22 protein-coding genes are annotated in these 21,402 nt (G+C 74.1%); 11 read left to right on the top strand and 11 right to left on the bottom strand.

Annotated elements, in window-relative coordinates; all coding sequences use genetic code 11:
• Positions 1–175: 175 nt before the first annotated feature.
• Positions 176–2,689, top strand: coding sequence for a DEAD/DEAH box helicase (locus tag EDD40_RS03170; protein ID WP_246038287.1), 2,514 nt, complete (start codon positions 176–178; stop codon positions 2,687–2,689).
• On the top strand, positions 2,686–3,783 hold the full coding sequence (locus EDD40_RS03165) for an SWIM zinc finger family protein (RefSeq protein WP_123741565.1): 1,098 nt from the start codon (positions 2,686–2,688) through the stop codon (positions 3,781–3,783). The genes EDD40_RS03170 and EDD40_RS03165 overlap by 4 nt, the downstream gene beginning before the upstream one ends.
• A 283-nt stretch (positions 3,784–4,066) precedes the next feature.
• Here the strand turns inward: EDD40_RS03165 and EDD40_RS03160 are convergent, their stop codons facing one another.
• Positions 4,067–4,282 carry a DUF5703 family protein gene (locus tag EDD40_RS03160; protein WP_123741564.1) on the bottom strand — a complete coding sequence of 72 codons (216 nt, stop codon included), beginning with the start codon at positions 4,280–4,282 and terminating at the stop codon, positions 4,067–4,069.
• Complete coding sequence (locus EDD40_RS03155) at positions 4,279–5,241, bottom strand: YncE family protein (RefSeq protein WP_211348069.1); 963 nt, start codon at positions 5,239–5,241, stop codon at positions 4,279–4,281. The genes EDD40_RS03160 and EDD40_RS03155 overlap by 4 nt, the downstream gene beginning before the upstream one ends.
• A 170-nt stretch (positions 5,242–5,411) precedes the next feature.
• Here EDD40_RS03155 and EDD40_RS03150 point away from each other — a divergent pair, with 170 nt between their 5' ends.
• Positions 5,412–6,500, top strand: a complete 1,089-nt coding sequence (locus tag EDD40_RS03150) for a M48 family metalloprotease (RefSeq protein WP_123741562.1) — start codon at positions 5,412–5,414, stop codon at positions 6,498–6,500.
• Between the two features lie 85 nt (positions 6,501–6,585).
• Here the strand turns inward: EDD40_RS03150 and EDD40_RS03145 are convergent, their stop codons facing one another.
• A complete protein-coding gene (locus EDD40_RS03145) occupies positions 6,586–7,551 on the bottom strand; it encodes an aldo/keto reductase (RefSeq protein WP_123741561.1) in 966 nt (321 codons plus the stop codon).
• 141 nt (positions 7,552–7,692) lie between these two features.
• On the opposite strand from EDD40_RS03145, the gene EDD40_RS03140 reads away from it, so the two are divergent.
• From EDD40_RS03140 to EDD40_RS03130, 3 genes are read left to right on the top strand one after another with little or no spacing between them, the layout of a single operon-like run.
• Positions 7,693–8,742: an LLM class F420-dependent oxidoreductase gene (locus EDD40_RS03140; RefSeq protein ID WP_123741560.1), complete on the top strand. Its 1,050-nt coding sequence runs from the start codon at positions 7,693–7,695 to the stop codon at positions 8,740–8,742.
• The gene (locus EDD40_RS03135) at positions 8,739–9,563 is read left to right on the top strand and encodes an undecaprenyl-diphosphate phosphatase (RefSeq protein WP_123741559.1); all 825 of its coding nucleotides are present in this window, start codon (positions 8,739–8,741) and stop codon (positions 9,561–9,563) included. The genes EDD40_RS03140 and EDD40_RS03135 overlap by 4 nt, the downstream gene beginning before the upstream one ends.
• Positions 9,564–9,573: 10 nt before the next feature.
• Positions 9,574–10,269: a histidine phosphatase family protein gene (locus EDD40_RS03130; RefSeq protein WP_123741558.1), complete on the top strand. Its 696-nt coding sequence runs from the start codon at positions 9,574–9,576 to the stop codon at positions 10,267–10,269.
• Positions 10,270–10,613: 344 nt separating this feature from the next.
• Here EDD40_RS03130 and EDD40_RS03125 read toward each other — a convergent pair whose 3' ends face one another.
• Positions 10,614–11,768, bottom strand: a complete 1,155-nt coding sequence (locus EDD40_RS03125) for a site-specific integrase (RefSeq protein WP_123741557.1) — start codon at positions 11,766–11,768, stop codon at positions 10,614–10,616.
• Between the two features lie 86 nt (positions 11,769–11,854).
• On the opposite strand from EDD40_RS03125, the gene EDD40_RS03120 reads away from it, so the two are divergent.
• Complete coding sequence (locus EDD40_RS03120) at positions 11,855–12,163, top strand: ArsR/SmtB family transcription factor (protein WP_123741556.1); 309 nt, start codon at positions 11,855–11,857, stop codon at positions 12,161–12,163.
• A 10-nt stretch (positions 12,164–12,173) separates the two neighbouring features.
• Here EDD40_RS03120 and EDD40_RS03115 read toward each other — a convergent pair whose 3' ends face one another.
• The 6 genes from EDD40_RS03115 to EDD40_RS42295 all read right to left on the bottom strand — a co-directional run bounded on the left by EDD40_RS03115 (position 12,174) and on the right by EDD40_RS42295 (position 18,074).
• Entirely contained in the window at positions 12,174–12,539 is a 366-nt protein-coding gene (locus EDD40_RS03115; protein ID WP_123747710.1) for a VOC family protein, read from the bottom strand.
• Positions 12,540–12,649: 110 nt separating this feature from the next.
• Positions 12,650–14,326, bottom strand: coding sequence for a hypothetical protein (locus tag EDD40_RS03110; protein WP_148088666.1), 1,677 nt, complete (start codon positions 14,324–14,326; stop codon positions 12,650–12,652).
• Between the two features lie 6 nt (positions 14,327–14,332).
• Complete coding sequence (locus EDD40_RS03105) at positions 14,333–15,241, bottom strand: glycosyltransferase family 2 protein (RefSeq protein ID WP_123741554.1); 909 nt, start codon at positions 15,239–15,241, stop codon at positions 14,333–14,335.
• Positions 15,242–15,805: 564 nt separating this feature from the next.
• Positions 15,806–16,522 (bottom strand): MBL fold metallo-hydrolase, encoded by a 717-nt coding sequence (locus EDD40_RS03100; RefSeq protein ID WP_123741553.1) that lies wholly within the window; start codon positions 16,520–16,522, stop codon positions 15,806–15,808.
• Positions 16,523–16,553: 31 nt separating this feature from the next.
• Positions 16,554–17,633: a hypothetical protein gene (locus tag EDD40_RS03095; protein WP_170184858.1), complete on the bottom strand. Its 1,080-nt coding sequence runs from the start codon at positions 17,631–17,633 to the stop codon at positions 16,554–16,556.
• Between the two features lie 57 nt (positions 17,634–17,690).
• Positions 17,691–18,074 (bottom strand): DUF6596 domain-containing protein, encoded by a 384-nt coding sequence (locus EDD40_RS42295; RefSeq protein WP_211348068.1) that lies wholly within the window; start codon positions 18,072–18,074, stop codon positions 17,691–17,693.
• A 42-nt stretch (positions 18,075–18,116) separates the two neighbouring features.
• On the opposite strand from EDD40_RS42295, the gene EDD40_RS42290 reads away from it, so the two are divergent.
• Positions 18,117–18,278 carry a nuclear transport factor 2 family protein gene (locus EDD40_RS42290; protein WP_211348067.1) on the top strand — a complete coding sequence of 54 codons (162 nt, stop codon included), beginning with the start codon at positions 18,117–18,119 and terminating at the stop codon, positions 18,276–18,278.
• Here EDD40_RS42290 and pdxR read toward each other — a convergent pair.
• Positions 18,250–19,626: a MocR-like pyridoxine biosynthesis transcription factor PdxR gene (gene pdxR / locus EDD40_RS03085; protein ID WP_211348066.1), complete on the bottom strand. Its 1,377-nt coding sequence runs from the start codon at positions 19,624–19,626 to the stop codon at positions 18,250–18,252. The genes EDD40_RS42290 and pdxR overlap by 29 nt on opposite strands.
• Positions 19,627–19,805: 179 nt before the next feature.
• On the opposite strand from pdxR, the gene EDD40_RS03080 reads away from it, so the two are divergent.
• Genes EDD40_RS03080 through EDD40_RS44590 form a run of 3 tightly spaced genes read left to right on the top strand, consistent with a single transcriptional unit; the run spans position 19,806 to position 21,389 of the window.
• Entirely contained in the window at positions 19,806–20,564 is a 759-nt protein-coding gene (locus EDD40_RS03080; RefSeq protein WP_246037375.1) for an isocitrate lyase/PEP mutase family protein, read from the top strand.
• 34 nt (positions 20,565–20,598) lie between these two features.
• Positions 20,599–21,204: an acyl-CoA thioesterase gene (locus tag EDD40_RS43155; protein WP_342777750.1), complete on the top strand. Its 606-nt coding sequence runs from the start codon at positions 20,599–20,601 to the stop codon at positions 21,202–21,204.
• Complete coding sequence (locus tag EDD40_RS44590; RefSeq protein ID WP_342777749.1) at positions 21,201–21,389, top strand: thioesterase family protein; 189 nt, start codon at positions 21,201–21,203, stop codon at positions 21,387–21,389. Before EDD40_RS43155 ends, EDD40_RS44590 begins: the two co-directional genes overlap by 4 nt.
• Positions 21,390–21,402 lie beyond the last annotated feature (13 nt).

The following is a 21,402-nucleotide window of genomic DNA, read 5'->3' as shown; positions in this document are numbered from 1 at the left end:
CGAGGCAGCCGACCCGCCACGCACGTCCACCATCGCCTTCTACCCCGCCCAGGACCCGCCTCCCGCCGGTGACGCGGTCGGCGCCCCCGGACCCGACCGGCTCACCATCGCCACGCCCGACGGCGTCCGGCGGAGCGTCCCCGCCCTGCGGCTGCCCGTGTCCGAGGCCGTGCCGATGCTCAGCCGCGCCCGCCGCGCGCCGCACGCCCACCCCGCCACCGCGTTCTGGGGCGCGGCCGTGGTGGTGGCGTTGCAGCTGGTCGCCCGCGGCCGGGTGCGGCCCGCGGTCACCGACGGCGACTTCGACGCCTGGCTGCTCGGCCCGCTCGACGCCGCCGACCACGCCCGCGTCCGCGACCTGGCCGACGCGATGCCCGCGCACGCCAGGGCCGTCCCGCTGCCGGGTCGCGCACCGCTCGAACTGCCCGACGCCGAACCGCTGCTGCGCGCGTTCCTGGACGCCGTCGCCGACACCATGCCGCGCGGCGCGGCGGCCGTGCACGCCGCCGGCGCGCCCGCGTTCGCCGCCACCGCGCCCCAGCGGGTGCCGCACCTGCGCGACTGGGCCGACCAGGGCGTGCGCATCTCGCTGCGGATCGAGGGCTTCGGCCCGTTCCGCGCCGTCGTGCAGGTGCACAGCCTCGCCGACCCGGCCCGCGTGGTCGACGCCGCCGAGCTGTGGGCGTCGGCCAACCAGCGGTCCCGGGCCGACGCCACGGTCGCCCTGCGCCGCGCCGCCCGCGCCTGGCCGCCCCTGGAACGGCTGCTCGACCAGCCCGTGCCCGACGAGGTCGCCCTCCTGGACTCCGACGTGGAGCACCTGCTCGCCACCGGCGCGGTCCGCCTGGCCGGCGCCGGCGTGGACGTGCACTGGCCCAAGGACCTGGTGCGCGACCTGTCGGCCAAGGTCGTCATCGGCGAACGCCCCGCCGACCGGCCCTCGTCCTCCGGTTCCGCGTTCTTCGGCCACGACCAGCTCACCTCCGTGAACTGGCAGCTCGCCCTGGGCGAGGACCCGCTCACGCCCGCCGAGCTCGACCTGCTCGCCGAGGCCACCCGCCCCGTCGTGCGGCTGCGCGACCGCTGGACCCTGGTCGACCCCGAACTCGCCCGCCGCGCCCGCGAACGCGCCCTCGAACCCGTCACCGCGATCGACGCGCTCGGCGCGGCCCTCACCGGCACCACCCGCGTCGGCGGCGTCGAGGCCGAGGTCGTCGCCACGGGCTGGCCGGCCGAGCTGAGGTCCCGGCTCACCGACCTCGACGACGACCCCGTCCCCGCCCCGCCCGCGCTGCGCGCCACCCTGCGCGACTACCAGCTGCACGGCCTGCGCTGGCTGGACCGCATGACCTCGCTCGGCCTCGGCGCGTGCCTGGCCGACGACATGGGCCTGGGCAAGACCGTCACGCTCATCGCGCTGCACCTGCACCGCGACCGGCGCGACCCCGGCCCCACCCTCGTGGTCTGCCCCGCGTCGCTGATGGGCAACTGGCAGCGCGAGATCGAGCGCTTCGCGCCGGGCGTGCCCGTCCGCCGCTTCCACGGCCCCCGCCGCGACGTCGCGCACGAGGGCTTCGTGCTCACCACCTACGGCACCATGCGGCTGGACGCCGACCGGCTCGCCGACGTCGACTGGGGCATGGTCGTCGCCGACGAGGCGCAGCACGTGAAGAACCCGGCCTCCGACACCGCCAAGGCCCTGCGCCGCATCCCCGCCCGCGCCCGCGTCGCGCTCACCGGCACCCCCGTGGAGAACACGCTCTCGGAGCTGTGGGCGATCCTCGACTGGACCACCCCGGGCCTGCTCGGCACCAGGCCGGAGTTCGCCGCCCGCTGGGCCGGCCCGATCGAGGGCGACCGCGACCAGGACACCGCGCGGCGGTTCGCCCGGCTCGTGCGGCCGTTCCTGCTGCGCCGCCGCAAGACCGACCCCGGCATCGCGCCCGAACTGCCGCCGAAGACGGAGACCGACCAGCCCGTCTCCCTCACCCGCGAACAGGCCGCGCTCTACGAAGCCGTCGTGCGGGAGCTCATGGCGGAGGTCCGCGAAGCCGACGGCATCGCCCGCCGCAGCCGGATCGTCAAGCTCCTCACCGGGCTCAAGCAGGTCTGCAACCACCCCGCCCAGTACCTCAAGGAGAGCTCGCCCAAGCTCGCGGGCCGCTCGGGCAAGCTCGAACTGCTCGACGAACTGCTCGACACCATCCTCGCCGAGGACGGCGCGGTGCTCGTGTTCACCCAGTACGTCGCCATGGCCCGCCTCATCGAACGCCACCTCGCCGACCGCGGCATCCCCAGCCAACTCCTGCACGGCGGCACACCCGTGCCCGCCCGCGAGGACATGGTGCGCCGCTTCCAGGACGGCGAGTGCCCGGTGTTCCTGCTCTCCCTCAAAGCCGCGGGCACCGGCCTCAACCTCACCCGGGCCGACCACGTCGTGCACTACGACCGGTGGTGGAACCCCGCCGTCGAGGACCAGGCCACCGACCGCGCCCACCGCATCGGCCAGACCCGGCCCGTGCAGGTGCACCGGCTCATCGCCGAGGGCACCATCGAGGACCGCATCGCCGCGATGCTGCGCGCCAAGCGCGACCTCGCCGACTCCGTCCTGTCCCGCGGCGACGCCGCGTTCACCGAACTGTCCGACGACGAGCTGGGCAACCTGGTCGAACTCCGGAGCGGCACATGAGCGACCGCGTCAAGGGCTTCCCCGCGTTCGGCAAGGGCGTGCGCCACGCCCGCTCCTGGTGGGGCAAGGCGTGGTTGAAGGCCCTGGAGGACACCTCGCTGGACCAGGCTCCGCTGCGGCAGGGCCGCAAGTACGCCCACGCCGGGCTCGTCGGCACCATCACCGTCAGCCCCGGTCGCATCGCCGCCACCGTCTACGACACCGAGGACACCTACCGGACCTCCGTCCACCTCGCCCCGCTCACCGACGCCGAGTGGGACCGGTTCCTCGGCCAGGTCGCCGCCAAGTCCGGGCACCTCGCCGCGCTGCTCGACCGCGAGATGCCCCGCGAACTCGCCGACGCCGCCGCCGACGCGGGCGTGCCGCTCCTGCCCGGCATCGGCGACCTCGACCCCGAGTGCACCTGCCCCGGCTGGGAACTGCCCTGCCGCCACGCCGCCGCCCTGTGCCACCAGGCGTCCTGGCTGCTCGACGCCGACCCGTGGGTGCTGCTGCTCCTGCGGGGACGCGACCAGGAGGAAGTCGTCGCCGGCGCCAGGCCCACCGCCGGCGTCCTCGCCACCGCCGCCTACGCCCGCCCCGTCGCGGACCTGCCCGACGACCCGCCGCCCGCCGACCTCGGCCCGCTGCCCGAGTTCGAACCCGCACCCGGCCTCGACGTCGACGTGCTGCGGCTGCTCGTCGCCGACGCCGCCGCCAAGGCCCGCGAGGTGCTCGCCACCGGCCAGTGGCCCGCGCCCGACGACCGCCGCGACCACATCCGCATGGCCGCCGCCCACCCCGCCCTGCGCGACCGCTTCGACGTCGACCCGCGCGCCGTCCGCGCCTGGCAACAAGGCGGCGTCGGCGCCCTCGACGTCCTGGAACACTCGTGGACGCCCGGGAAGCCGGACACCGCCCGCGCCCGCGCCGCCTGGGCCGGCGGCGAACTGCCCGAACCCACCGTGTGGCGCAACCGCTGGACCGTCCACGACCGACAACTCCGCTACGGCCGCGACGGCCGCTGGTACCCCTACCGCGCCACCGACGGCGACTGGTGGCCCACCGGCGCCCCGCACCGCGACCCGGCCACCGCCCTCACCGACACCGACTGAACCCGGGGCGCCGCAAGCAGTCGCCCGTGCCGGAGGTCCGTCCACCGTGGACCCGTCCGCCGCGGTGATCGGCCTCGCCCGCCGCCGGGCCGAACCGGAACGGAACAGAAGCCCGTCGCGGGGGTTTCGTCGTCCACAGCGGACGGAAGCCGGCGGAAGGCGCGGCCCGAGACCGCACCACCACACCTGTGGTACCACAGGTGTGGTGGTGCACCACGAGGGCCGGACGAACCCGCCGTCACCCCCGCGACGGTGACGCGCGAAGGACCGCGCCGGACCGGTCCTAGGTGATCACACCCGGCATCACGGCGGCCGTCCGCTTGCGGCGCAGCCACACCTTGCGCGAGCCGTCGCCGAACAACAACGTCCGCGACAGCTCCCACCCGGCGAACTCCGCGTGGATCGCCAGCTGCGTCGTCGCCGTGCGGCGGGAGACACCGGCCGGCAGCCGCAGCGGCCGGTACTCCCAATCCCCGTCGACCACCCCGTCGCCCGTCATCCGATCACCTGCATCCCTGCGCCGTCCCCGGACGCGACGAACACGCGCCCGCTGCCTGGATCGACCGCCACCGAGTCCGGCTGGCGGACCGTGGCGAACCGGTGCTCCTCCACCGGCTCCGCGCCGGCCACGTCGAAGGCCACGACCTCGTTGCGCTCCGTGAGCGTGATCCACACCAGGTCGCGCGTCTCGTCGTAGGCCATCCCGTACGGGCCACCCGGCACGGGGTAGCGCAACCGCATGATCAGCGGACCGGTGGAGAACGCCATCAGCTCACCGCCGCGCGTGTCCACCACCAGCACCCGGCCGAACCGGTCGGCGACCGCGTTCGTCGCGCCCTCGCCCGCGCGCAGCCCCGCGCCGGGGCCGTCGGCGGTCGGGTCCAGGTCGAACACCGCGCTGCGCGGCCGGTCCAGCACCACCGCCGCGCCGTCCACCGCGACCAGCCGGTCCGGGCTGGAGATGCCGCGCACCACGTGCCCGTCCACCGACACCTGACGCAGGTCGCGCTGCGCCACCAACGTCCGGTCACCCACCCGCGCCACGTCCACCGGGGCGCCGTCCACCGCGCGCTGCGACGTCGTGCCGTCCGGCCTGATCGTCACCACGACACCGGCGGGCACCACCGCCTCCACCGCGTCACCGACGGTCACCAACCGTTCGGCCGGACCGGGCAACGGCACGACCACCGGGTCACCCAGCGTGTCCACGGGGTAGAGGGCCACCGACGGCGGATCGGTCACCGCCACCGCCACCCGACCGCCCGCGACCGCGACCGCCGCGGCCCCTCCGGAGGGCACCACCCGACCCTCCGGGACACCCGCCTGCGCCGGCGACGCGGCGGGCCGCGCGGGCTCCAACGTCGCCGCGAGCTGCAGCGGATCGGCCGGGTTCTCCTCGGTCGCGCAACCCGAGACCACCACGACCCCGGTGAGCACTACCGCCGCCAGTCGGCGCAACGTCGGACCTCCCAGTCGACCCCGTTCAGCCCTCCCAGCATCCATCACCGAACGGCCATCGTCACGCAGGGGGCGGGTGTTGTCGTTGGTCTGGGCAGGTGATAGTCGCGCTCCACCCGTACCTCCGCGCTTTTCCCGACGACTATCCCAGGTGAACGGGAGGCGTCGCCATGACGGTCGAGGAGCTGCGGAACCGGCACGTGCAACTGCTGCGGGACCGGCGGGTGGCCGACCACCTCGACCCGCCGGCGCACCCGGCCGACACCGGCGAGCGCTACCACACGTGGACGCAGGTGGCCGCCGAGCCGCTGTCGGACCTGCTCACGCGGCTGGTCGACGTGCGGGTCCGGCCGGCCGCCTACCGGCCCGCGCACCTGCGTGACCAGCAGCGCCTGCTCGACGCGCTGCAACCCGAGGTGCTGCGCCTGGCCCGCGCCGCCGGCTGGGAGACCGCCACCCCGCTGCTGGCGGGCGTGTTCCCCACCGGCGTCCTCGACGCGCTGAGCGTCCCCGTGCCCGGCCGCGGCGTGCTCGTGCTGGTCAACACCTCGCTGCTGGACCTGCTCGACACCGTGTTGAAGATCATGACCGGGGCGCTGCCGAACTACGGCACGCCACCCCTGCTGACCCCCGAGCATGCGACCTACGCCCTGGCCGAGGCGGTCAACGCCCACCTGTACGGCAACGGGGCGGTCCAGGCCCGGCGGCTGCCCGAGCTGTCCGGGCAGCGCGCCGCGCTGGTCTCGCTGATGGCCCGGCGCGGCGCCCAGTTCGTGCTGGCGCACGAGGTCGGGCACGTGGTGTCCGGGCACCTGGTGCACGCCCGCCGCCGCACCGACCCCCACACCCCGGTCGGCCCGCTCGACGCCCAGTCGGTCGGCTGGCCGCGGGAGCACGAGGCCGACCGCGTCGCCGCCACGATCATGCTGCGCACCCTGGACGACCTCGGGCACCGCGAGCTGGAGGCGCACGAGCCGTGCCTGGTCGGGGCGGTGCTGCTGGTGCTGTTCCTGCACGAGGTCACCGACCGGCTCGCCGACGAGCTGGGCCTCGCCGTCCCGTTCACGGGCAACCACCCGCCGCCCGTGCGGCGCATCCAGACCCTCGTCGAGCACCTCGCCGGCCACGTCCGCACGCCCCGCGCCCTCGACCTCGCCGCGGACGTCGCCACCTGGCTCGAAGGCCAGCTCGGCGGGGTGCGCGAGTGGTTCCGGCTGGTGGACGACACCCTGCTCGGCAACCCTCCGCCGGACCGGTGACCCGGACCCCGCCGACCCTCATCGGCACGACGGTCGAGTGGCACGACTTCTTCCCCTGCGGCTCGGAGCGCGGGGGAGGCGCGGGTCAGACCAGCGGCCGTTCCGGGTAGCCGAACTCCACCGCGCTCACGTCGTCCAGCGCGGCCCGGATCGCCGGCGGCAACGTCAGCTCCTCCGCCGCCAACGACCCCAGCAACTGGCCCGTGTCCCGCGCGCCCACCACCGGCGCCACCACGCCCGGCCGGTCGCGCACCCACGCCAGCGCCACGCACAACGCGCTCGTGCCCAACCCGTCCGCCGCCGTCGCCACCGCCTGCACGATCCGCGCCGCCCGCTCGGTGCGGTGCTGCTCCACGTACCCGGCGAAGTGCGCCGACGCGCCCCGCGAGTCCGACGGCGTGCCGTTGCGGTACTTGCCGGTCAGCACACCGCGCCCCAACGGCGCCCACGGCAGCAGCCCGACGCCGTGGTGCTGCGCCGCCGGCGCCACCTCGCGCTCCACGCCCCGCTCCAGCAGCGAGTACTCCACCTGCGTCGACACCAGCGGCGTGTGCCCCGGCAGCGCCGCGGCCGTGCCCAGCTGCCAGCCCGAGTAGTTCGACACCCCCGCGTAGCGCACCCGGCCCGACGCCACCGCCGCGTCCAACGCCGACAGCGTCTCCTCCAGCGGCACGTTCGCGTCCCACGCGTGCAGCTGCCACAGGTCGATGTGCTCCACGCCCAGCCGGCGCAGCGACCCGTCCAGCGCGTGCAGCAGGGCGCCGCGCGACGCCCCGCCGCCGAACGGGCCGTCGTTGCGCCGCGCCACGGCCTTCGTCGCGATCACCAGCTCGTCCCGCGGCACGACCTCGCCCAGCAGGCCGCCCAGGATCCGCTCGCTCTCGCCCTCCACGTACACGTCGGCGGTGTCCACCAGGGTGCCGCCCGCCTCGGTGAAGGCGAGCAGCTGGGTGGCCGCCTCGTCCGCGTCGGTGTCCCGGCCCCAGGTCATCGTGCCCAGGGCGATCCGGGAGACCCGCAGTCCGCTGCGCCCGAGGTATCGCTGTTCCACGCGGGGGAGCCTAAGGGGTGATCGACATTCCGGCGGCCCGTGGCACGCGCTTGTCAAGGGCGGATCCCGTCACGATCGGGGACACGCCGTCGGGGGTGTCGCCCTGGCCAACCAGGTTACCGACCGGTAGGGTCCCGGTTCGTGCGACTGGGACTGAACCTCGGGTACTGGGGCGCGGGCAACGACGCCGCGAACCTCGAACTGGCCAGGGAAGCCGACCGACTGGGCTACTCGGTGGTGTGGGCCGCCGAGGCCTACGGCTCCGACGCGCCCACGGTCCTGGCGTGGGTGGCCGCGCAGACCACGCGCGTCGACGTGGGCAGCGCGATCCTCCAGATCCCCGCGCGGACGCCGGCGATGACCGCGATGACCGCCGCCACCCTGGACTCCCTGTCCGGCGGCCGGTTCCGCCTCGGCCTCGGCGTGTCCGGCCCGCAGGTGTCGGAGGGCTGGCACGGCGTGCGGTTCGACAAGCCCCTGGGCCGCACCCGCGAGTACGTCGACATCGTCAACGCCGCGCTGCGCCGCGAGCGGCTGTCCTACGCCGGCGAGCACTACACCCTGCCGCTGCCCGACGGCCCCGGCAAGGCCATCAAGCTGACCGTGCACCCGGTGCGCGAGCACATCCCGGTCTACCTGGCCGCCGTGGGCCCGAAGAACGTCGAGCTGGCCGGCGAGATCGCCGACGGCTGGCTCGCGCTGTTCTTCTCGCCCGAGCACTCCGGCGACGCGCTCGCCTCCCTCAAGGCCGGTCGCGACAAGGCGGGCAAGACCCTCGACGGGTACGACATCGCCGCCACCGTGCCGATGGTCGTCGGCGAGGACTGGCGCGCCTGCGCCGACCAGGTCCGGCCCTACGCGGCGCTCTACGTCGGCGGCATGGGCAGCCGGAAGAAGAACTTCTACAACGACAACGCCGTGCGCATGGGCTTCGCCGCCGAGGCCGCCGAGGTCCAGGACCGCTACCTCGCCCGCGACTACGACGGCGCCATGGCCGCGCTCCCGCTCGGCTTCCTCGACGGCACCTCCCTGCTCGGGGCCAAGGAGCGCATCGCCGAGAGGATGCGCGCCTACGCCGAAGCGGGGGTCACCACCCTCACCCTTTCGCCCATGCTGCAAGATCTCGAGCAGGGGATCGCCGCGCTCCGCACGGCGACCGAAGCTCTGGATCTGGCAGGAGTGGGTAGTTGAGCTGGTTGCAGGCCATTGTCCTCGGACTCGTCCAAGGACTCACGGAATTCCTGCCCATTTCCTCGTCGGGTCACATCAGGATCGTCTCGACACTCTTCTTCGGCAACGACGCGGGCGCGTCCTTCACGGCGGTCATCCAGCTGGGCACCGAGGTGGCCGTGCTGATCTACTTCGCCAAGGACATCGGCAACTTCATCGGGGCCTGGTTCAAGGGCCTGTTCAGCAAGGCCGCCCGCGCGAGCGAGAACTACCGGATGGCCTGGTACGTGATCATCGGCTCGATCCCGATCAGCGTGCTGGGCTACCTGTTCAAGGACGAGATCCGGTCGTCGCTGCGCAACCTGTGGATCACCGCGACGATGCTGATCGTGTTCGGCCTGCTGCTCGGGCTCGCCGACCAGTTCGCCTCGCACGTGCGTGACAAGCTGCAGCTCAAGGACGCCGTGGGCATGGGCCTGGCGCAGGCCATGGCGCTGATCCCCGGCGTGTCCCGCTCCGGCGGCACGCTCACCGCGGGCCTGTTTCTCGGCCTGGACCGCGCCGCGGCGGCCCGCTACTCGTTCCTGCTGGCCCTGCCCGCGGTGTTCGGCGCCGGCATCTTCAGCATCCCGGACGTGCTCGAACGCGCCGAACCCAACGCCGCCTCGGTCCCGCAGATGATCGTCGCCACGATCATCTCGTTCGCCGTCGGCTACGCCACCATCGCCTGGCTGCTGCGCTACGTCTCCAAGCACAGCTACTCGGCGTTCGTGTGGTACCGGCTGCTGCTCGGCATCGTCCTGATGGGCCTGCTGTCGATGGGGCTCATCAACCCGACATAGGGTTGGCCCCGTGGCTACCGTCATCCTGCTGCGACACGCCCGCTCCACCGCCAACGGAGCGGGCGTCCTCGCGGGCCGCCAACCCGGCGTGGCGCTGTCGGACCGGGGCGTGGCGCAGGCCTCCGAGCTGGTCGACCGGCTCGCGGGCGTGCCCGTCGCCGCCGTGGTGACCTCCCCGCTGGATCGCTGCCGGCAGACCCTCGCGCCGCTGCTCGACCGGCTCGGCCTCGACGCCGCGGTCGAGCCCGACCTCGCCGAGGTCGACTACGGCCAGTGGACCGGGCGCGCGATCAGGGACCTGCTCTCCGAGCCCCTGTGGTCGGTCGTGCAGCAGCACCCGTCCGCCGCGGTGTTCCCGGAGGGGGAGGGCCTCGCGACCGTGCAGGCGCGCGCCGTGGCCGCGATCAGGGCGCACGACGCCCGGGTGACCGCCGAGCACGGGCCCCGCGCCGTGTGGGTCGCGTGCAGCCACGGCGACGTGATCAAGGCCGTCCTGGCCGACGCGCTCGGCGTCCACCTCGACGGCTTCCAGCGCATCGTCGTCGACCCCGCGTCGGTGTCCGTGGTCCAGTACACCGAGACGCGGCCGTTCGTGCTGCGCGTGAACGACAACGGCGGCGACCTGTCCGTGCTGGCGCCGCCGCCGGAGAAGGTCGAGGAGCCGCCGTCCTCCGACGCCGTCGTGGGCGGCACGACCGGCGCCTGACGCGGGCGGTGCGAGCAGCGCGTGGCCCCCGGACAGTGCAGGGTAGTCCGGGGGCCACGGTGCGCTTGGCCGGGGCGGGCGGCCTCGTGGGGACGATCGTATTGGCGTCAAAGCGCCGGTAAACGCCCTCTTACGGGCTGGGCGCCCGGCGGCAACGCGCCGCTTGCGCAGGTCAGCCTGCCCACCCACCGCGACCAAGCGGCCAAAACCGCAGCTCAACGCACCTGGAAACGCCGTGGAAACAAACCGCGCAAGCGGGCCGACGCCCTAACCGGCTAGCCCGTTCGGTTCCGCCCGGACGGACGGGACGTGTTAGAAGTTAACAACCGACCGTGCGCCCTTGATCACAGTCCGAGGCGGGTGACCGCGTTGTCCTCCAACGGGTTCGCGGTGCGGATGTAGCGGTGCACGGTGCGCGGGTTCGTCCAGCGGCCCTGCCGCATGATCTCCCGGTCGCTCGCGCCGCCCAGCGCCGCCTGCGTGGCGAACCCCGCACGCAACGAGTGCCCGCCGAACAGCGCCGGGTCCAGCCCGGCCCGCGCCGCGTACCGCTTCACCACGTCCGACACCGCCCGGTCCGACATGGACCGGGCGCCCACCTTCCCGTGCCGGCTCACCGACGGGAACAACGGGCCGCGCGCCGGAGCGGGTTGGTAGGAGTGGCAGCGGTGGGTCGTCGACGGGGCGCCCTCGTCCTCCAGCAACGCCCGCGGCTGCGGCGCGGTCAGCACGTCGACCCAGTCCGCGTACGCGCACACCGGGCACGTCGGCCGCCGCGCGCCGCGGGGGAGCACCACGCGCTGCCGGTGCGCGCCGGTCTGGTCGGTCTTCGTCACGCCCAGCTCGACCAGGAGCAGCGGCTCGTGCGTGCGCGGGTCCACGTCGACCGTGACGTCCTGCAACGCCACCGCCGCCAGCTCGCTGCGCCGCAACGCGCCCGCGAACCCCACCAGCAGCAGCAGCGCGTCACGCCGCCGTGCCGGCCCCGTGGGCCAGCCCGGGGGCGGCAGCTCCGCCAGCAGCGCCTCCAACGTGCCCAGCAGCACCGGCCGCTTGCGCTTGGGCTGCGCCTGCCGAGTGCGGCGGATGCCGCGCAGCGTCAACCGCACCACGTCCGACCGGGTGGGGGAGGGCAGGCCGCCGGCGGCGTGCACGGCGGCGATCGCCGCCGCCTTGCGTTCCAGGGTGGACGGGCTGAACGCGGGGGAGCCGTCGGGTTTCGCCGCGTCCGCCGCGACCGCGAGGTACACCGCCACGTCGACCGGGTCGGCGGGCAACGCCACCCGCCCCTCGGCCTCGCACCACGCCGCCCAGCCCACCCAGTCCGAGCGGTAGGCGCGCAGCGTGTTGGCGGACTGGGCGGCTCGCAGGTAGCCCGACAGCGCGTCGGCCTGCTCGGCGTCGAACCGGCGGCGCACCTGCTCCAACGCGGCGAAGTCCACCAGCGCCGCGTGCCGCACCCGGTCGAGTTCCGCGCGCACCGGCTCCGGCAAGGTCACGCGCTCATCCTAACATCGTTGATAACTTTAATACCTTCAGTGTGGACTAATAGACCACTGGTCCCGAGGCGCTACTATGCGAGACCGTGCGCGCTCTACAACACCCGGACGTGGAGGACATGCGTCTCGCGACCGTGCTCAGCGCGCTCGCGGACCCGGTCCGGCTGCGGATCGTGGCCGAGCTGGCCCGATCGGGCGGGATCGTGTGCGGGCAGTTCGACGTGCCGGTCAGCATGTCGACGCTGTCGCACCACCTGAAGGTGCTCCGCGAGGCCGGGGTGCTGCGCGTGACGCCGCAGGGCAGCTACCGCACCCACGAGCTGCGGCGCGCGGAGATGGAGCACCGGTTCCCCGGTGTCCTGGACTCGATCACCCGGGCCATCGGACCGCTCTGACGGCGGGCGGTCACCAGCCCTCGAGGAACAGGCAGAACGGGTGGCCTGCCGGGTCGAGGTAGACGCGCACGCCGTCCTGCGGCTGGAAGTCGGCGAGCGTGGCGCCCGCCGCCACCGCCCGGGCCCCGGCCGCTTCCAGGTCGTCGACCTTGATGTCCAGGTGGGCCATCATCCGCTGGTCGTCGCCGGAGGCGGGCCACGTGGGGCGGCGGTAGTCGGGCTCGGTCTGGAACGACAGCCCGGCGCCGCCGTCGGTCGGGCGCAGCGTGGCCCAGCCCGGCTCGTCGTCCCGCAGGGGCCAGCCGAGCAGGTCGCGGTAGAAGCGGGCGAGGGACTGGGCGTCGGGTGCGTCGAGCACGGTCGCGGTCAGCGTCATCACGGTCTCGATCTTCCCCCGGTCGGGTGGCGGCCGCACGTCCGGGCGGATGGCGGCGGGGCGGCCGGATGTCTCCGACCGCCCCGCCGCCATCCCGGTGTGCTGTCCGGTCAGCCGTTGCCCGAGCTGGGGTGCCGCAGCTCGCCGGGCTTGAGGCTCAGCTCGGCCAGTTCCTCCAGCGCCAGGTGGTAGCGCGGGTCGTTCTTCCCGTAGCAGCCCTTGCCCAGGGTGTGGTTGTAGGCCGGGCAGTTGCCGTCGGTCTGCCTGGTCAGGTGCGAGGCGGTGGCCAGGACGCCGAGCGAGTTGTCGACGCGCGGCATGTAGCGGTCGCCGATCGAGGAGCCGGCGGAGGCCAGGAGCAGGAACACCGCCACGAGCGCGCCGAGGCCGAGTGACGGGGAGGAGAGGGCGGCGCGGACGCGGGTGACGGCGTCGAAGCGCCGCACGCCGTAGTAGGCGGCGAAGCCGGTGAGCAGGAGCAGGCAGTAGAGGAGTTCGGCGGTGCTGCGGGGGTAGAGCTGCACGGCGTCGGCGGCGTACATCTGGGAGCCGAAGTGGAAGCGCAGCAGCCAGGCGCCGGCGAAGACGCAGGTGAGGGTGATGACGATGGTGCGGCTGCGGGCGACGGCGATGGCGGTGGCCAGGCCGACGAGGGCGAGGATGGTGAACAGGCCGACGCCGCCGATCTCGCCGGGCGGCGGCCAGGGGCCGGTGGTGCCGGGGAGGTCGGTGCGCCACATGGCGATGTAGGTGGGTTCGGTCCAGGTGTCCCAGTAGAAGTAGCGGTCCTTGACCGAGCCGGAGGCGTCCAGCAGGCCGAAGAGGTGGCGGGAGGACACGGCGACGAAGACGCCGGCGGTGACGAGGAGGAGGGTGAGGCCCTTGGCCCAGCCGGTGCGCCAGGGGAACAGCACGAGGGCGGCGACCACGATGCCGGGTGCGGACCAGACGAACCAGCCGGAGTAGATGAGGAAGATGAGGCCGAGGGCGAGGCCGAAGCCGATGGCGGGCAGGACGATGCCGCGCCAGGTGGTGTCGCCGGCGCGCCGGAGTCGGCGGAGCAGGGCGAGCAGCACGGGGACCATCACGACGAGCATGATCGTGGTGTAGGGCTTGTACGGCTCGATCAGCACGATGGCGGGGAGCACGCCGAGGGCGAGTGCCCACATGGGGGTCAGCAGGAGTCGCCAGGCGAGGTAGGCGACGGGGCCGAACAGGGCGGTGCCGGCGATCTGCAGGGGCTTGAGGGCGTTCTCGGGGGCGGTGTCGGTGAGCTGGGAGTACCAGGCGATCACGTGGATCCAGCCCGGTGGGTAGTCGGGTTTCATGGTGCCGGTGTCCATGAGGACGTGGGCCCAGTCGCTGAGGGTGCCGGCGTCGCCGTAGAGGGCGAACAGGCCCCAGGAGGTGCCGCGCAGGGCGATCAGGATCGCGCCGGCGACGAGTCCGCTGAACAGGCCGGAGGCCGCGGCGGCGGCGAGTCGGCGGGCGGTGGGCGCGTGGGCGGCCCAGCGGACGCGGGCGGTGACGACCAGGAGGATCAGCAGCACGAGGGCGATGAGGGCGTACCGGAGTTGGAGTCCGGCGAGGCCGCTGATCTGGCCGATCCGGTCGAGGGGGTTGACCTCGATGCCGCGGGCGAGGAACACCATCAGCGCAGCGGCGGCCACGGACACGACGGCTTCGGCGGCGAAGAGGCGGCCTCGGCGGGGTTGTGCGGTGGGTGGCGGCGGCGGGGTGTGCTCGGGGCTGGTCCGCGGCGGTTGTTCTGGCGCGGTAGACAGCACCGTCGATCACTTCCTCACGGGTTTGGTGGTTCCGAATGCGTGGCGGACGAGGAGTTTCGCGCTGGCGGTCTGCCTGGAGGTGACGGCGCCGGGCAGCATGAGCAGGGCGTGGAGGCGGGAGGAGAGGTGCAGGCGGGCGGCTTTGGCGGCGCGGTGCCAGCCGATGTGCTGCATGTGGTCGGCGACGTCGAGGAAGAAGTCGTGCTCTTCGGTGAAGCGCCCGCCGAGGGAGGCCAGGGAGGAGGACACGCTGGCGTCGTGGCGGCGGTACTGGAAGCAGAGGTCGGGCACGACGACGAGTCGGCCGCCGCGTTCGAGGAGGTCGAGCATGAGGGCGAGGTCGAGCACGACGCTGAGGCCGGGGCGGAAGCCGAGGTCTTTGAGGGCTTCGCGGCGCCAGCACAGGGAGGGGAAGTAGGTCCAGTTGCCGCGCAGGAGGCTGACCACGAGGTCTTCGCCGGCCATCACCTTGGGGGTGGAGGTGTCGGGGGCGTAGAGGTTGCGCTTGACGCGGTCGGTGAGGGGTTTGACGACGTTGCCGTCGCGGTCGATGACTTCGACGCCGGCTTGGACGACGTCGGCGTCGGGGTAGCGCTGGGCGGTGCGGCGGATGGTGCCGACGTAGTTGGGCAGCAGGGCGTCGTCGGAGCCCATGACGACGAGGAAGTCGTGTTCGGCGAGGTCGAGGCACTGCTGGAAGTTGGCGTTGATGCCGAGGTTGCGGTGGTTGCGGCGGTAGCGGACGCGGTCGTCGCGCAGTGCGTCGAACCAGGCGGGGAGGTCGTTGTCGGTGACGCTGTCGTCGATGACGGTGAGGCGCCAGTTGTCGTCGTCTTGGGCGATGACGCTGCGCACGGCGGTCTTGAGGTACGAGATGTCCCCGTAGTGGGGGAGCATGATGTCGATGGCGTTCATGGTTGCCTCGTACGACCGGCGGTCAGTCTTCTGCCGTGTGGAACGCCCATCCCCTTGCCACGCCCTTCCCCTTGCGTGTTGGCCCCTCGTGGTTCCACCCGTGCACCGGGGATACCGGCTATCCAGAGGTGGCGACGAGGCAGCCTACTGGGTTGGTCGTGGGGGGTGGGCATGTTCCCCCCAAGTGGGTCGGTCGGAGTGGTCGACGTGTGTTGGTCCGGGGTGCGCCGGGTTACGTGTTGGTGGCGATCGTGGGTCATTCGTCGGGGTGGCGGGGATGTGGTGAAGGGTCTGCCGGGTGTGGTGCTCGGGGCGGGTCGGCGCTGGTGGCGGGGTTGGTGGGGGTAGGGGTGTGGTGGTGGGACGTTCGTTTGAATGGTGGTGTCGATGTTCGTTGTGGTGGTGATGTGGTGACTTTCGGCAGTGATTTACCCGGGGTGTGGTGTGTTGCGCGTAATGCAACCTCGGCGGGTTATGGGGCGTCTTAGGTAGTGGGGGGTTTCTGCGTTCTTCGCGGTATCGCGTCGGTGAGCGGGTGGGGTGGGGTGGATTCCACCTGCGGGCTCACCTGATCGTGAAGGTTTCACCTGGGCGGGCGACGGCGGCGCGGGCGCGTTCGGCGGCTTCGACGGTGCCGACGGTGTGGCCGACGTGGGTGAGCAGGAGGCGTCGGGCGCGGCGGCCGGCCGCGGCGGCGTCTTCGGGGGAGCAGTGGTGGGGTCCGCTGCCGTCGGCTTCGCAGAGGAAGAGGCCCGCGCCGTCGGCGAGGTCGTCGAGGGCGCGGCAGGGGCCGGTGTCGCCGGAGTAGGCGAACACGGCGTCGTCGTGGGTGGCGCGCAGGCCGAAGGCGGGCAGTCCGTGTTCGACGGCGCGGCTGGTGAGGGTGAGGTCGCCGATCTCGGCGCGGTGGCCGTCGTGCAGTTCGTGGACGTCGAAGGCGGCGGAGGCCGGGTTGGGTGACGCGCCGGCGAGGAAGGTTTCCAGGCGGTCGGCGAGTCCGGGTGGGCCGTAGAGCGGGATGGGCGCGTGGGGTTGTTGGTCGGCGAAGAGCAGTGCGTAGTAGTAGGGCAGGAGGTCGGCGGCGTGGTCGGCGTGGGTGTGGGAGATCCAGACGGCGTCGAGGAGGTCGGGGCGGTGGTGGCGTTGCAGCTCGGCGAGGGTGCCGGGGCCGGCGTCGACCCACACGGCGGTGTGCTCGCTGCGCAGCAGGTAGCCGGAGCAGGGGTTGCCGGGGCGGGGGTAGGGCGTGGCGGTGCCCAGGACGGTGAGGCGGAAGGTCACGCGACAGTGTGACTCAGGGGGTGGCGGTGGGTCACGGGAGCGTGTGGCGCAGCACGTGCACGCCGGCGGCTGTTTTGAGGTAGGCCCAGGTGGTGGCGCCGGTGGTGGCGAGGCCGACGTGGGAGGCGGAGGCGAGGGCGAGGTCGTCGGGCAGGGCCACGGGGGTCCAGCCGGTGTCGGTCCAGCGGTGGTAGGCGGGTCTGGTCTCGAAGGAGCCGCGGGTGGCGCGCACGCCCCAGGTCCAGCCGGCGGCGACGCCGTGCAGGCTGAGGCGGTCGGGGTCGCCGGGGGTGGGGACGGTGGTCCACTGGTGGCCGTCCCAGCGGTGCACGCGCAGTCCGTCGGTGTCGCGGGCCTGGCCGAGCCACACGTCGTCGGGGGCGGTGGCGGCGAGGCGGGCGACGTGGCCGCGTTCGGCGCGTGGTCCGGGGATCTCGGTCCAGGTGGCGCCGTCCCAGTGGACGAGCACGGGGTACTCGTAGGTGGCGGGTCCGGCGCCGGCGAGGCCGCCGCCGCCGGCCCACACGTGGTGTCGTCCGGTGGCGGTGATGGTGTGGAGGGTTTCGCGGGCCGAGGACAGGGCGGTGCGCCGTCGCCAGCGGACGCCGTCGTAGTGCAGGGCGTCGCGGCCGGTGCCGACCACGTGCACGTCGTCGCGGGCGACGGCGGTGACGGCTTTGGCCCAGGTGATGGGGGGTGTGGGGACGACGTGCCAGGTCGTGCCGTCGTAGTGCAGCACGAGGGGGCGGCCGGCGCTGTTGCCGACCGCCCAGACGTCGTCGGGCGCGGCGGCCGACACGCCGGACAGGCTCGCCGGGGCGGGCAGGTCGGGCAGTGGCTCTTCGCGCCAGGTCTCGCCGGTCCAGCTGAGCACCAGTGGTGTCGACGGACGGCTGGTGAACACGCCGGTGGTGCCCGCGAGCCAGGCGTGGTGCTCGCCCGCGGTCGCCAGGTCGGCCAGTGCGGTGCTGGGCGGCAGCACGGGCACCGGCACGGGTAGGAACAAGCCGACTCCCCCTCGATGGGCCGTCCCCCGACTCATCGCGTGGTCCAGCTCATCGGCCGGGGTGCCGCCGCGCCAGCCGCCGAACGGCGGGTTGTGGTTGCGCATCGGCGTGTCCTCAGCCGGGGTGGGCGCGTTCTTCGAGGTAGCGGCGTTCGGGGAGGTTCAGCGTGGCGCGGGCGGCGCGGGGTCGGTCGCCGCGGCGTCGAGCCGGTCGAGGCCGGCGGCGGGTCCGTGGACCGTGGCGGCGGCGACGATGCGGTCGAGCGCGACCACCGGGCCGGGGGTGATCGAGTGCAGCAGGTCGTAGAGGCCGAGGATCTGCTTCCAGTCGGTGTCGGCGGCGTCGCGGGCTTCGGCGTGCAGGGCGGCGATGGCGGCTTGCAGCTGGTAGGGGCCGATCGGGGTGGTGGTCAGGGCGTGGCGCACCAGTCGGGTGCCTTCGGCGATGAGGTCCGGGTGCCGGCGGGAGCGGTCCTGTTCGGCCAGGGGGACGAGTGGGCCGTCGGGTCGGGTGCGGGCGGGGCGGCGGGCGTCGGTGAGCAGCATCAGCGCCGGCAGTCCGGCTGTTCGCCGTCGTCGGGCAGGCGGGTGGCTTCGCCGGACAGGTCGACACGAGGCGTTGACCTGTGGTTCCGCTCCACGGTGTGCCTGCGGCGGGTGGACGGCGCGTGGCGCGTCGCCCACGAGCACACCTCGACCCCGGTCCACATGGACGGCGACTTCAGCGCGGCGCTGGACCTCCGGCCGTGAGGGCGAGGGTCAGGGCGTCCAGCGCGGCCCGGTAGGCGTGCTCGGCGGGGGTCGCGTACCCGACGACCACGCCCTGCCGCGTCGCGGTGTCGGGGTCGTGCCAGTGCTCGCGCAGCCCCGACACCGCCAGGCCGTGCGCGGCGGCGCGGGCCAGCACCGCCGCCTCGTCGGGGTGCTCCACGAGCGCGTGCAACCCCGCCGAGACGCCGTGCGCCGGCACGCCGAGGTCGGCCAGCCGGCGCACGAGCAGGTCGCGGCGGCGCCGGTAGCGCAGCCGGCAGCCGCGGACGTGCCGGTCGTAGGCGTGGGTGCCGATCAGGTCGGCCAGGGTCAGCTGGCCGATCACCTCGGTGTGGTGGTCGGCGTGCAGCTTCGCGTCCACCACGGGGTCCACCCAGCGCGGCGGCAGCACCAGCCAGCCCAGCCGCACGCCGGGGCCGAGGGTCTTCGACGCGCTGCCCGCGTACGCCACGTGGTCGGGAGCCGTGCCCTGCACCGCGCCCAGCGGCTGCCGGTCGTAGCGGAACTCGCCGTCGTAGTCGTCCTCCACGAGCAGTCCGCCGGTCTCGCGTGCCCAGGTGGTCAGCGCGTGCCGCCGTGTCGGGTGCAGCGGCACGCCCGTGGGGTACTGGTGCGCGGGCGTCACCACCGCCGCCGCCACGTCGGCGGGGGTCGTCGCGCCCCGTTCGTCCACCGGCAGCGGCACCACCGGGCGTCCGGCCCGGGTCACCACGTCGCGGTGGAAGGGCAGCCCGGGGTCCTCCATCGCCACCGGCCCGTCCAGCACCGACGCCAGCAGCGCCAGGGCCTGCACGTACCCGGAGGTCACCACGATCCGCTCCGGCGAGGCCCGCACACCGCGCGTGCGGCCGAGGTACTGCGCCAACGCCGTGCGCAGCTCCAGCCGGCCTCGCGGGTCGCCGTACCCGTGCACGCTCGCCGGGGCCGCGGTCAGCGCCCGGCGCGTCGCGCGCAGCCAGGCCGTCGTCGGGAACGCGGACACGTCGGGGCTGCCGGGTGTCAGGTCGTGCCGCGGCCCCGGGCGGAGCGGCGGGGCGGGTGGTTCGGGTGGTTCGGTGAGGGGGAGCGGCGCGACCTGCGTGCCCGCGCCGCGCCGGGCGGTCAGGTAGCCCTCCGCCACCAGCTGGTCGTAGGCGGCGGCCACCGTGTTGCGGGCCAGTCCGAGCTCGACGGCCAACCTGCGGGTCGCGGGCAGCCGGGCGCCCGGCGTCAACCGCCCGGCCCGGATCGCCTCCCGCAACGCGCGCTCCAACCCGCCGCGCCGCGACGCCGCCGGGTCGAGGTCCAGGTGCAGGTCCACGCCCGCGACGGGCCACCGGTTCGCCACGGACCGGACCCTAACCACGAGCCGCCGCCACCGGGGCCGCCACCGGGGCCGGTGTCCGGGGTCGGTGTCCGGGGTCGGCGGAACTGGCAGTATTGGCGCGGGTGATCATCGTGGTCACCACGCCGAACAGGGTCGAGGGCCGCCGTGCGGCCGCGGCCCCTGTCGTGACGGGAGTCGACGTGACTAACACCGATGTGACCGAGGCGGCCAAGGCGCTGCGCGCGCTGCACGTGCCGGGCAGCCCGCTGGTGGTGCCCAACGCGTGGGACGTCTCGTCCGCGCGGGTCATCGCCGAGGCGGGCCACCCGGTGGTGGCGACCACCAGCGTCGCCGTGGCCGCCGCCCTGGGGTTCGAGGACGGGCACGACATGCCCGCCGACGTGGCCTTCGACGCCGCGCGCCGCATCGCCGCCGCGGTCGACGTGCCGGTGACCACCGACATCGAGCGCGGTTACGACCTGCCGCCCGCGCGGATCGGCGAGCGGCTGGCGGAGATCGGCGTGGCGGGCTGCAACCTGGAGGACTCCGAGCCCCGCGCCAAGGTCATGGTCGACCTCGCCGAGCAGGTCGACTTCCTGGCCGCCGTGCGCGCCGCCAACCCCGACCTGGTGATCAACGCCCGGATCGACGAGTACCTGCACGGCGGGAAGTCGTTCGACGAGGCCGTGCGCCGCGCCCAGGCCTACTTCGAGGTGGGCGTGGACTGCGTCTTCCCGATCCGGCTGCCCGGCGACCGGGTCGCCGCGTTCGTCGAGGCCGTCGGGCGGCGGCCGGTGAACGTCGGCCACGGCCCGGGCACGCCCACGCCGAACGACCTGGCCCCGCTCGGCGTGGCGCGGGTCAGCTTCGGGCCCGGCCTGCACAACGTGCTGATGGCCAAGCACCTCAAGAAGATGGTCACGGCCATGCTCGACGGCGGCAGCCCCTACGCCGGCTGAGCTACCCGCCGGTAACGCCCATTAGGGTGAGCCCATGCACGAGTGGGACACCGATACGCGGGTGGACGCGACGGGCGACGGGCGGTTCACCGCCCACCTCACCGACCGGTGGGGCAGCGCCGGCGACCGGCCCAACGGCGGCTACCTCGTCGCGTTCTGCCTGCGGGCGCTCGGCGAGGTGCTGCCGCACCCCGACCCGCTCGTCGTCGGCGCGCACTACCTGCGACCCGGTGTCGTCGGACCGGCCCGGGTGGACACCGAGCTGGTGCGCGCCGGCCGCCGGCTGTCCACCGGCGAAGCGCGCCTGACCTGCGGCGACCGCGAGGTGCTGCGCGTCGTGGCCTCCTACGCCGACCTCGGCGCCGCCACCGGCCGCACCGCCGTCCCCGGGCAGGCGCCCGACCTGCCGCCGCCCGGCGAGTGCGTCGACGTCTACGGCGGCCTGCGCCTGCCCGGCGTCACCGTCGCCGACCGGGTCGACCTGCGCGCCCCCGAACCCCACGGCTGGGCCCGGGGCCGGCCCAGCGGCGCCGCGCGCGCCGAGTTCTGGATCCGCTTCGCCGACGGCCGCCCCGCCGACACCGCGAGCCTGGCCACCTGGTCGACACCGCCGCGCCCGCCGTCCTGGAGCTCGGCGTGACCGACTCCGCCACCGTCGAGCTCACCGTCCACGTCCGCGCCCGGCCCGCGTCGGACTGGCTCGCCGCCCGCGTCGCCACCCGCCACCTCGCCGACGGCTACCACGAAGAGGACGTCGAACTGTGGGACACGACCGGCCGGTTGGTCGCCCAGTCACGCCAACTCGCCGTGTCCGCCGGCCGATAATCGGCAGCCCCAC

It is taken from the genome of Saccharothrix texasensis (assembly GCF_003752005.1).
Taxonomy (GTDB): Bacteria; Actinomycetota; Actinomycetes; order Mycobacteriales; family Pseudonocardiaceae; genus Actinosynnema; species Actinosynnema texasense.
Note: the sequence above shows the minus strand (reverse complement) of the source record. Positions and strands in the feature narration are given on the sequence as shown.